Raw genomic sequence first — 11,433 nt, 5'->3', positions numbered from 1 at the left:
TTAGCGACACTTTCAACTGGCGAGGTTTTTGTTGGTGCTAAATCCTATAGAAAGTTAGAAGCTAAACTATCGAGACTACAATATCTGAACAGACATAAAACTAAGCTATCTAACAACTGGAAAAAAGCTTCTCTCAAGATAGCTAAACTACATAGCATGCAGGGCCAATATCAGAAAAGATACATTACATAAGTTGACAACTTACTTAGCCAAAAACCACGGCATTATAGTAATAGAAGACTTAAATGTATCAGGAATGATGGCAAATCACAGCTACGTTGCATGCAACGTAGCTAAGGCTGTTGCTGACATGGGTTTTTATGAGTTTCGTAGACAGTTAGAGTACAAGTGTGAGTTATACGGTTCTGAGCTGCTATATGTGGATAGATGGTTTCCTAGTTCTAAAACCTGTAGCAGGTGTGGAACTGAATCGCGAGTCTCTGTTTTTATCAGAGCGTGTAATCAAATTGCGAAAACTGCAATTTTAGTTGCGAACGAGACTTGATAAGAGCGTTAAATTTAGCTATGGCGGTTAGTGAGAGCTACGCTCCGCGTTCCGCGAACGCCCGTGACAGCTTGTGGACTGGAGAACGCCGACGTTACCAGGAGCGAAGCAGGAATAGAACAGGCTATCTATAGAGAATCATAGATTTATATAGATAATCATAGGTTTCTAAGAACGGATTCAGAAATAGAATAGGGGAAAAAGCGGATGGGACCCCGCGCCCTTCGGGTATCTCTTTCAGAGACGCTACAGGAACGGCAGTTGCGTGATTGTCGGGAAACCGGCCCAACCCACTGCACTCACCGTCGCAGGGCGCAAGGGGTCAGAACCGGGCCAGGTCTCCTAGCCATGATAACGCCGACCAAGAAAGGGAACGCCCACCAAGCAGGTAGAAAAATGCTCCCTACTCCCCTACTCCCTTAAAAATGTTAAATTAATTTTGCACAGGTACTGATAAAATTATGATTGAAATTGACGATCAAGCCTACGAATTTTTTGTAGAAGAAACTACAGAATTACTGCAAACTCTTGAGCAAGGATTAATTAATATTTCTCAAGAGCATGAACTCCAAACACTCCATAAACTAATGCGGGCAGCTCATTCAATTAAAGGTGGTGCTGCTTGTATTGGTTTAATGGGAATTCAAACAATTGCCCATGATTTAGAAAATGGCATCAGAGCCCTTTATCAGGAAAATACTGTTTTTGACCTGGAGTTAGAGAATTTATTGCTGCAAGCTTTTGACTGTTTACAATCGCCTACTACAGAACAAATTGAAACAGGTAACTACGATGAAAATAAAGCTATTGCCAAGGCAAAGGAAGTCTTTGAGCAGTTGGAAAATAAACTTGGGCATTCTCTCGAAGAAGCAGCAGAGTTTCCAGAAGTACCAATGGAAGAGGGTGATATGGCTAAGTTTCTGTTTACAGAAGAAATACCTTCTGGTTTGCAGCGTTGGGAAAGTTTATTAGCAGGAAAGAATATTTCCGACACTGGTCTATCCCTTAAAGATGAGTTGAAGAGACAAGCAGAAGTGTTTGCGACTTTGGGAACAATGCTTAGTTTGGCTGGGTTTACTTCTATTGCTGAAACTACAATTAAGGCCCTGGAAGTAAATCCCAAATATACAGCAAAAATTGGTCAATTAGCTTTAGCAGATTTTTGGGCAGGGCAAAAAGCAGTATTAGAAGGCGATCGCGTTCAAGGTGGAAATCCAAATGCAACATTGGTAAAATTGACCAAACCATTAAAATCTAAAAAAGCTGTAGCAACTACCAAGCAGAAACAAGTCAATCAAGTTAGTAAAAAATCTAACCTTACCAATCAAAATCAAGGTCAAAAAGCACAGATAACTAATACTACTAAAACCACAAGCTCTAAGACGGCGACAGCATCAGTAAATGTCTCTGAGGAAAAAGATTCTCCACTAGCAGTTGCTCAAAATTTAAAGCCAGAAAAAGTCAATCAACCTGCTAAAAAATCCAACGTTGCCAATCAAAATCAAGGTCAAAAAGCACAGATAACTAATATTACTAAAACCACAAACTCCAAGACAGCGACAGAATCAGTAAATGTCTCTGAGGAAAAAGATTCTCCACTAGCAGTTGCTCATAACGAAAAGCAAACTCAGGAAAAACAAACTACCTCCCAACCCTCATCTACTTTAGGTATTAGGATAGACCTTAAACGCCTAGAAATGTTGAATAATTTAGTAGGAGAATTAGCCACTCAAGATAATAGTTTTATTCTCCAAAATCAACAAGCTCAAGCTTCAATAGAAACTTTAGAAAAAGGGTGGCATAGATTTCAGCAATTAATGATGAATCTCCAAGATATTACCACCTTTTCTGAGAAACTAAAAAAATCATCAAATCCTCAAAATCATAAACTAGCATCTCTAGTAAATATAATACCAAATCTTACAGAAGAAGTTGCGCAAATAGGAGAAGCACTAGACGATATTAAACTATTACATCAGCAGAGTAAACAAATTGTCAAAAAAAGACAACAAACCTTACAGCAAATACAAAGTCATCTCAATAAAACTCGAATGTTACCTGTGGAATCATTATTTAATAGATTCCCCAGAATGATTAGAGATTTATCAGTACAAAAGCAAAAACAGGTAAAACTAGAATTAGTTGGGATGAATACTATGTTAGACAAAGCTGTTTTAGAAAAATTATATGACCCCATAGTTCATATATTGAGGAATGCTTTCGATCATGGTATTGAATCAGCAGAAAAAAGACAAGCTAATGGTAAATCAGAGGTAGGGATAATTACTATTAAATCTTATTATCAAGGAAATTATACTTATATTGAAATTAAAGATGATGGTGGGGGTATAGATCTTGAAAAAATTCGGAATAAAGCCATAGTTAAGCAAATTGTCTCTCCTAATGAAGCAGTAAAATTATCGACGAAACAGTTATACCAATTTTTATTCTATCCTGACTTTTCAACTAAAGAAAAAGTGAGTGATTTGTCAGGAAGAGGGGTAGGATTAGATGCAGTATTGCGTCAAATAGAAGCATTAAAAGGCAATATTACTATTCAATCAGAAATCGGTCAAGGCACAAGATTTCTGCTGAGATTACCTTGGACTTTGACAATTACAAAATTATTAGTTTTTCGTATGGAAGGCAATTTGTTTGCTATTCCCTTAGATATTTTAGCAACTATTATCTATGCCGATCCGACTGAGATTAAAGTCAATGAAAAAGGGGAAGAAACCTATGATTTGCGAGGCAAAAAAATATCAATAGCACCATCAATCGTATCAGACTATAATTATCCAATAGTCTTAGAAAATATCCCACAAAAAGCTTTTGAATTTGGCAAAAATCCTTATAGTCAAAAATCTCAAGAAAAGGTAATGTTATTATTGATTTCTGAAGATATAGATACAATTGCCATCAAAATTGAACAAATATTAATGGAACAAAATTTGACGATTAAACCTTTTAACAAGGTTTTAACATCCCCATCATATTTGTATGGTTGTACTATCTTAGGAGATGGTAGTTTAGTACCAGTTATTGACGGAATTAAGTTATTAGAAAAAACCTTAAATCAAACCAGTTCAACTCCTCATAGATTACCTAGTCTTCAGAAGCGATTTAAGCAGTCTACCTTGTCGAAATTGCCAACTATTTTAGTAGTAGACGATTCTTTAACTACTCGCCAAACTATTTCTAAAACTTTGCAAAAATCAGGATATAATGTTGTGCAAGCTCAAGATGCTAAAGCAGGATTAAGACAGCTAGACCAAAATACTTATATTAAGGCTATTATTTGTGATGTAGAAATGCCAGAAATGAATGGTTTTGAGTTCCTGAGTCGTTGTCGTAAACAATATTCTCAGGAGGAAATGCCTGTATTAATGTTAACATCTCGTGGCAGTCAACCCTATCGTCAGTTAGCTAAACAGTTGGGTGCAAATGGCTATTTAACTAAACCTTATTTAGATCAAGATTTAATTAAAAATTTACAAAAATCTTTGATTAATTAATTAATTAATTAATTAATTTATGCAGGAATCAGGGAGAAAAACATAAGTAACTAGTCATTTCAGTTAGCCTCCTGCCAGAGGAGCTGCCTCTTGCCTCCTTTCCTTCGGAATGCTACGCAAACAAAGGAGCTGCCTCTTTCAGAAAATTAGGAGGAGTTATAATTCATAATTAAAATAGTCTAAATAAATTTACTTCCTGCTATTATTTTACGTTTAATTTGTCCTGCTCCTTAAAGTCAATTTAAAATAATATTGATTTGATTAGTTTTAATTTTATTTGAGTTATATCATGTCCGTTTAATTAGTTATAAAAAACTTTCTTCTCTTCTTCGTTATTCTTCCTTCTTCTTCTCTCATGACTCGGTCCTCCTGACTCCTTCATCCTTTGAATAAGTATTCAACCGGACATCATATTATATTATTTCTGCCCGAATCCCGAACTATAGAAAAGGAAACCCATAAAGTAAAGGTTTGGTTCTTCAAGCCTTGCGAGGAAAGATTTACTTAAGAGAGAGAGGATAAGGTTTCTTATGATTAAGTCGAGAGACCTTGATATAATTTCAGATAAAATGCTCAGGTTACTAAAAAAAATTAGGATGATGAAAAAGTTTTCTATAATTTTGTTTATACTATTCTATTAGTAAATTAATTAATTCTTGTATCTAAAAATGTCACAACAGTTTTCTCAGCAACCTATACTTGAAATTACTGTCGAAGAACTAGCAAATCACTTAATAAATGGTATTCCTGAAAATTTACAATTAGTAGATGTTCGAGAGCCACAAGAAGTAGAAATAGCCTTTATCAAAGGTTTTAAAGTTTTACCCTTAAGTCAGTTTTCTGAATGGTCAGACCAAATTCATGTCCATTTAGACTCCGATCAAGAAACCTTAGTCTTATGCCACCATGGGATGCGTTCAGCTCAAATGTGCCAATGGTTGAAGAGCCAAGGTTTTACCAATGTGAAAAACATTATTGGTGGTATTGATGCCTACTCATTAGTTGTAGATAAAAGTATACCTCGCTATTAGAGATCAAAAATTTTATGATATGAGTAGAAAAGTTTTTTTGGCTACATATTTTTTATAAAATTATGCTTATATCATAACGAAGCACTAATTTATATTAAGAAAAATAACTCTAATGTTTTGATTAACTAAGATCATTATTTTCTGCTATTGTCTGATAACTTACCGATATACTCACCCTACATCTATGTCAGTGCAAGTTAAGCTTAATAATCGTCATCAACATATTCTTTGGGCAACAGTTCGCCACTATATTGCGACGGCAGAGCCAGTTGGCTCAAAGTCCCTTGTAGAAGTAGAAGAGTATAATCTCAGTGTTAGTCCAGCGACCATTCGCAATGGAATGAGCTTTTTAGAAAAAAGTGGACTTTTATATCAACCTCATACTTCGGCAGGAAGAGTTCCCTCAGACTCAGGCTACCGAATATATGTCGATCAATTAATGAGACCTTCAGAAAATTTGGCTTTTGAAGTTGAAGAACTTTTACAAAAACAACTGAACTGGCCAGAAGGTCGCCTAGAGGCTGTACTTCAGGGAGCAGCTCAAATTTTAGCTACTCTAAGTGGTTATATTACTTTAGTGACGATGCCCCAGACTTCCACGGCCAAGCTAAGACATCTACAACTGGTACAAGTGGAAGCAGAAAAAATTATGCTAATTGTGGTGACAAATACTTATGAAACTCAGTCACTGATTATGGACTTGCGGGCAATAAATCAGACAAACGATCGACAAAACTTACAGGGTGATTCGGTACTCTCCAACCCAGAAGATATTGATAGAGAATTACATATATTATCAAATTTTTTGAACAGCCAACTACGAGACAGGGCAATAGGAGAATTATCTTTATTGGACTGGAGTGAGCTAGACCGGGAGTTTGAGAAGTATGCTGAATTAATCAAAAATCTGTTGGAAAATTTAACTCTCCGTTCTCAGACACCTGATTATACCAGAATTCTGATTAGTGGTATAGCAGAAGCATTGCGTTTACCAGAATTCTCCCAACTTGAACAAGTCCAAACTATTATTCAACTACTTGAAGAAAAACAAGAGCAACTGTGGCCTTTAATCTTTGGAGCCACTGGGAAAAAAATAGATAAGCAGGTGACAGTGAGAATTGGCTCAGAAAATCCCTTGGAACCCATTCAAGGTTGTGCCTTGGTTTCTGCAACTTATGGAAATGGGACAATTCCTCTAGGAAGTGTGGGAGTTTTAGGGCCAACTCGGATGGTCTATGAAAATGCGATCGCTCTAGTTAAATCCACAGCCGATTTTCTCTCGGAAACAATAGGAATTGATTAATACTAAAATTCATACCTTTTATAGCTGGTTTTCATCTCATGTAGGGTTTTTCTCGGTAATGCTGTAAATATTTCGGCGATAACCAAAAACATTCTTGATAGTTCTGATATCCTTACTATTTAATTTATTTTTTCAACTGGCGACAACCCTCCCCTCCTGTAAGTCCCTACTCCGATGGCGACTTAGAACTTTTATACTAGGTTTTGAAGTGTGGAATGTTAGGATTGAGAATCATTTCAGGCTCCTATTTCACAAGTGCAGCTTAGAAATTATTTGTGACATTATTTAACTGAGTTGGTACTAGAATAAAGATAGAGAGTTGAGTATGTAAATATGATAAAATTTAAAACAATTGTATCAGCTTTCTTGGCAATAATACAACCTAAATCAGAAAAGCTAGAGGTTGAAACTTATGGTTTAACAGATAGTGAATTTTCTCTAGAAAAAACTGAGGAAATTTTGGGATGGTTACTCAAGGTATTGATAAAAACAGGATATATTGGTAAGTCTTATTTAGTTTTTGACCATGGCAATGAAGACTGGGAAGATTTGATTTTAAAAGCAATCTTGAGAGAAGAACCAATGTTTTTGTATCGACTGAATAAAAGACCTTCACCTGCTAATATTGGCTGTCATTGGTATTTAACTGAACATCCGAGTTTGAGACTTTATCAGTTACACTTTGAGGTTGATTAACAGTTAATTAGATTGAGATTATCAAGAGAGAACAGCGGTGCGACCTCGTGTCGGGGCAAATCCAAGGGAATGCATACCAAGAGAGGCCACAGAAGGAGTTCCTAATCTTAATGCTTAACGCTATAATAAAGTAATGTTGGTTGTTAGAAGAATATGTACTCAAAATTATACCCAGAACCAAGTTCTTTGTCAGACCAAGAACTAAGTCAAAAATATCATTCTCTTTCCATTGAAGTCTATAAGGAGAATGAGCTTGAAAGGGAAACTGGTTATGAAATCAACTCTGGCAACTACGAACTACTGATAGCTTATGGAGAAGAAGCTCGAAAAAGAGGCTTGATCGGCATTTGCGCAAGCGAGTTTATCCAGCAAATTTCGTGATTTGAACAAATAATCAGGGCAATAAACGCGGTTTATTGTTTAGGCGTTTAAGTCCTGTTGATATAATTCAATTAGCAATGCTGCCAGAGTTTTCCAGGAACAAACTCCCAATCTTACAGCGCTTTTCATTTTTTGTAAACCACAAAGTAGGGACGTTGCATGCAACGTCCCTACGGGGTTATTATTTTTTTAATATGGTTCATTGAGATGAATCTTAGACTAGGAAATGTTTTTTCAACTGTTCCCTGCTCCCTACTCCCTACTCCCTGCAATATCATTGATTATTCGCAGCTCGCACCAGAATTACAGTACAATTGCAACCACGAGCGATCGCTTCGGGAATATTACCATTAATTGCTTGCCTCAAAAATCCCTCCTTGCTAGCACCAATAACCACAACATCAGAGTGATGAGCATCAGCTAAATCAACCACAGCATCTGAAACGGAATTAGAACAGATTGAAGTAGCCATCACCTCTGTATGCAAGCGGTGTTTCAGCATTCTAGCAGCTTGCTGCATTTCCTGAATATTAGGAGCAACAACAGATTGAGTACAAACTTGACATAGGATAATTTTTGGCTTCACACTCAAAGAAACTAAAGCAGGCAAAAGTTTAACTGCTGCTGCTTGAGTAGGAATATCTCTCAGAGGCACCAACCATTGTCGCCATCCTAAAAACGAGTACATATAATCAGAATCAGGGTTAAATTTTTCATTGGCAACACCTGCCAACTTTTCTTTTTCTCTGAATTTATCCGCTCCCCACTTCACTACTACAACTTCACAAATAGCTTTTTGCATCAGAGTATCCACAATACTGCCAAAAATACGACCTGGTGCAATATCACCCTTCCAACCCATCAATATTAACGATATATGTCTTTCCTTGACAGTTTCCAAAATAGCAGCAGCAATATCGTGACCAACCCGCACTTGAGTGTGGATGGGAATTTGCAAATCCGTAGCTATGCGTTCTGCCATTGCCAACAAACGACGACTCTCAGTTGTATCCACTACAGTCTCAGCAGGAGAATTTTGACGAGGCACAATTACGATTTGGAGACATTCTAATTCATAATTGCGTTGCCGAGCAATTACAGCAGCTAACCTTAATAATGCAGGGGCAGTACGAGGATTACTCAAAGGTACTAACAACCGACCATTACCAATTTGAGGCGCTCGTGTTTGATAAACTACATAAGATGGTTCCGGGGGATTGGTTTTTAAGTTTGTCTTACCTGTTAATTCCTCTGATTCTATTTTAATTATATCAGTATCAGTAATAATCCCCACAAGATGACGACCTTCCATCACAGGTAAACGACTAATTTTATATCTATGTAAAAGATTTAAAACCTCACTCAGATTATCTCTAGTCTTTACTGTCATTGGATGGAGTGTCATAAAATCTTTTAAAAGATTATCTCCTCTAAGATGACGTTTCCGAGTGTAGGCTAAATCTGTCTGAGTAACGATACCCACAAGCAAACCTTGACTATCGACTACAGGAAAACCTCGATGGTGAGAATTGGAAAATTTCTGCTTAACTTCATCTAAAGTTAATTTAGAATCAAGAGTTTCCACAGGAGTGTGCATCACTTGATCGGCGCGAATGTTACTCAAATAATCATTTGTTGATATTTCCTTGTTAAGTTGTAGACCTTTTAAATCTAAAACTAGGTCAGACAGAGATTTCCGATCTATTTTTTCTGCCACTAATAAAGCCACAATAGAAACAATCATCAGTGGTAACACCAAGCGAAAGTCTTGTGTCTGTTCAAAAATAACTACTACTGCTGTGATAGGTGCTCTTGATACAGCACAAAAGAATGCACCCATTCCTGCTAGAGCAAAAATTGTTGGTTGTTCAATACCAACTAAATTATTTTGCCAAATCCCAACTATCTGACCTAAAGCAGAGCCAATAATTAAAGATGGTGCAAATAATCCGCCAGGGGCACCTGAACCTGCAGCAAATATTGTTAAGATAAAGTGAGCGAGAAAAGCTATGCAACTCAGTTTCAAGTTAGCTTCGCTAGTCCCTAGTAATTTTCTTAAACCTGTATAATTGTGAAATGACTCCGGTAAAAATGCGATTATTAAACCACTAATCAATCCGGTAATGGCTATTCGCCAAGGTAATTTTAATTTCAGTTTACGCTGGTTAAATATTGAAGTTGCAATAATCCCTCGACTAAATACTGTTCCTAGTAACCCAGCTAAAACTCCCAAAACTATATAGAAAGGAATTTCTTTAAGATCTAAAAATCCTGTAATTGATGTATCCAGGCGATCGCTGCTGAAGTACAAACTTTTTCCCCCTAGAATTTGGGAAGTAACTGCTCCGACGAAGGAAGCAATAATTGCTGGACCCAAGGTGATGCCAGAAATATCATGCATCAAGTCTTCCACTACAAATAACACTCCAGCAATAGGAGCATTGAAGCCAGCAGCTAATCCAGCGGCAGCACCACAGGCAATTAACTGACGACGATAACTCGGAGAAGTGGGAAGCCAATGACTGATCCAAGCTGCTAAGGATGCACCTATTTGCACAGTAGGACCTTGTCTTCCTAGTGTTAATCCAGAACCAACTGTCAAAATGGTAGTGAGCATTTTGACAATGGCGATCTGGTAGTTTAAGGGAACTCGCATACCTGCTAGTGCAGCTTTTACTTGTGGTACTCCACTGCCTCCAGTTTCTGGTGCTAAACGTTTTACTAATACACCAGTGACAAATCCTCCCATCAAACCAAAAATAGGTAGTAACAACCAAGGGGGAAATTTTAGGGATGCAGCTATTCGCAAACTACCTAGCCATCCTACACCTTCTTTGAGGGTGACGGCGGCTAATCCTGAAGTTATTCCGATTAAGCTAGCTTCAAAAACTGCTAGAAGTTTAGGTCTTAGTAGGGGTTTGGTTACAAAGCCTGTATATGGATAGACAAATGTCTTTAGGTAGGTTCGTGCTTCTTCTCGGATGTGCTGATACCACATAACGAAATGTTGGCTTTTCTTTTGGCAGATTTGTCTTTAATTCTACTCCCTACTTGTCATTTTCCCTTAATTTATTATTATTAATATCGCTATACATTTTATGGTATATTAATTGGCAGTTTTTTGTTGATTAATGGTTTGATTAACTCTTGTGAAGTTAAATATATATAAATTTGCTCCTTTTTTCAATATTTACTCCTTTTTCCCACTTCTGTCTTCCTTTTTCCTTACTTATGCCAATTGTGACTAAGAAATTCTTTAATACAGAAAATTAATAATTATGGCTTTTTGAAAATTAACTAGGTATAGTTATTTTTTCTCTATCTCTTTCCTAAAAATAATATTTTTGAGATAAAAAATATTAGGATTGCTATATTAAACTCGTGCAAGTAATTTAATCCACTTTACCAATAGTAGATAATCCTTCTACAATTACATGAGGAGTATAACAAGAACCATTCCATTCCCCATCATTTCCTAATTCTACTAATTGCTTTAATGCTGAATAAACATTACCAGCAACCATAGTATTTTTCACTCTACCAACTATTTCTCCTTTTCTCACACGATACCCAAGTTCAACATTAATAGAAAAGTCACCAGAAATACCAGCACCACCACCGAGAATTTGATCGACTATAATTCCATCATCTAACATCCCTATTAATTCCTGTAGCGATCGCTTTCCCGGCTTAACTATAAAATTAAATAATTCTGGTGTAGGATACCTACCTAAGTCCGGGCGAAACCCATTACCAGTAGTCCCACTACCCAATAATTTGCCAGTAGTTCGGTCTGTATAATAAGCAAGCAGCTCCTCCTGGACGACCTCTGGCTCGGCGTCGGCGGTGAGCATGACCTGCCCCGCGATTCTCGGCCCGTATCGCAGGTCGGGGTGATTGTGCATGTCGTACAACCCCGGCATGACGAAGCCCCCATCGAGGTCGACGACTTCTGTGTTGGGGCCGATGTACGACTGCACCTGGGCATCGCTACCCACGAAC

The 11,433-nt window shown here is 37.2% G+C and carries 8 protein-coding genes and 1 pseudogene; 7 read left to right on the top strand and 2 right to left on the bottom strand.

From position 1 onward, the window contains the following. From F6K22_RS16385 to F6K22_RS16355, 7 genes and pseudogenes are all read left to right on the top strand, one after another. Positions 1-192: pseudogene (locus tag F6K22_RS16385) on the top strand (RNA-guided endonuclease InsQ/TnpB family protein); the annotation flags it as partial. 1 nt (position 193) lies between these two features. Continuing rightward, positions 194-505: a zinc ribbon domain-containing protein gene (locus F6K22_RS16380; RefSeq protein WP_293099772.1), complete on the top strand. Its 312-nt coding sequence runs from the start codon at positions 194-196 to the stop codon at positions 503-505. Positions 506-966: 461 nt separating this feature from the next. Continuing rightward, on the top strand, positions 967-4,020 hold the full coding sequence (locus tag F6K22_RS16375) for a hybrid sensor histidine kinase/response regulator (protein ID WP_293099769.1): 3,054 nt from the start codon (positions 967-969) through the stop codon (positions 4,018-4,020). Between the two features lie 668 nt (positions 4,021-4,688). Further along, positions 4,689-5,051: a rhodanese-like domain-containing protein gene (locus F6K22_RS16370; protein ID WP_293099766.1), complete on the top strand. Its 363-nt coding sequence runs from the start codon at positions 4,689-4,691 to the stop codon at positions 5,049-5,051. Positions 5,052-5,235: 184 nt separating this feature from the next. Continuing rightward, positions 5,236-6,354: a heat-inducible transcriptional repressor HrcA gene (gene hrcA / locus F6K22_RS16365; protein ID WP_483244139.1), complete on the top strand. Its 1,119-nt coding sequence runs from the start codon at positions 5,236-5,238 to the stop codon at positions 6,352-6,354. Positions 6,355-6,687: 333 nt separating this feature from the next. Continuing rightward, complete coding sequence (locus tag F6K22_RS16360) at positions 6,688-7,050, top strand: hypothetical protein (protein WP_293099764.1); 363 nt, start codon at positions 6,688-6,690, stop codon at positions 7,048-7,050. Positions 7,051-7,203: 153 nt separating this feature from the next. After that, positions 7,204-7,431 (top strand): hypothetical protein, encoded by a 228-nt coding sequence (locus F6K22_RS16355; RefSeq protein WP_293099761.1) that lies wholly within the window; start codon positions 7,204-7,206, stop codon positions 7,429-7,431. Positions 7,432-7,705: 274 nt separating this feature from the next. On the opposite strand, the gene F6K22_RS16350 is transcribed toward F6K22_RS16355, so the two are convergent. Then, on the bottom strand, positions 7,706-10,429 hold the full coding sequence (locus tag F6K22_RS16350) for a chloride channel protein (RefSeq protein WP_293099758.1): 2,724 nt from the start codon (positions 10,427-10,429) through the stop codon (positions 7,706-7,708). A gap of 394 nt (positions 10,430-10,823) precedes the next feature. Next, positions 10,824-11,433 (bottom strand): metallopeptidase TldD-related protein (locus F6K22_RS16345; protein WP_293099755.1); only part of this gene is annotated, 610 nt, incomplete at its 5' end.

Source organism: Okeania sp. SIO2F4, assembly GCF_010672385.1.
Classification (GTDB): Bacteria; Cyanobacteriota; Cyanobacteriia; order Cyanobacteriales; family Microcoleaceae; genus Trichodesmium.
The sequence above is the reverse complement of the archived record's forward strand: the minus strand, read 5'-3'. Positions and strand labels throughout refer to the sequence as shown.

What these genes read in the sequence shown, in the direction of transcription:
- F6K22_RS16375 (WP_293099769.1), top strand. Translation starts at nt 967, where the DNA reads ATGATTGAAATTGACGATCAAGCCTACGAATTTTTTGTAGAAGAAACT.
- F6K22_RS16370 (WP_293099766.1), top strand. Translation starts at nt 4,689, where the DNA reads ATGTCACAACAGTTTTCTCAGCAACCTATACTTGAAATTACTGTCGAA.
- hrcA (WP_483244139.1), top strand. Translation starts at nt 5,236, where the DNA reads ATGTCAGTGCAAGTTAAGCTTAATAATCGTCATCAACATATTCTTTGG.
- F6K22_RS16360 (WP_293099764.1), top strand. Translation starts at nt 6,688, where the DNA reads ATGATAAAATTTAAAACAATTGTATCAGCTTTCTTGGCAATAATACAA.
- F6K22_RS16355 (WP_293099761.1), top strand. Translation starts at nt 7,204, where the DNA reads ATGTACTCAAAATTATACCCAGAACCAAGTTCTTTGTCAGACCAAGAA.
- F6K22_RS16350 (WP_293099758.1), bottom strand. Translation starts at nt 10,429, where the DNA reads ATGTGGTATCAGCACATCCGAGAAGAAGCACGAACCTACCTAAAGACA.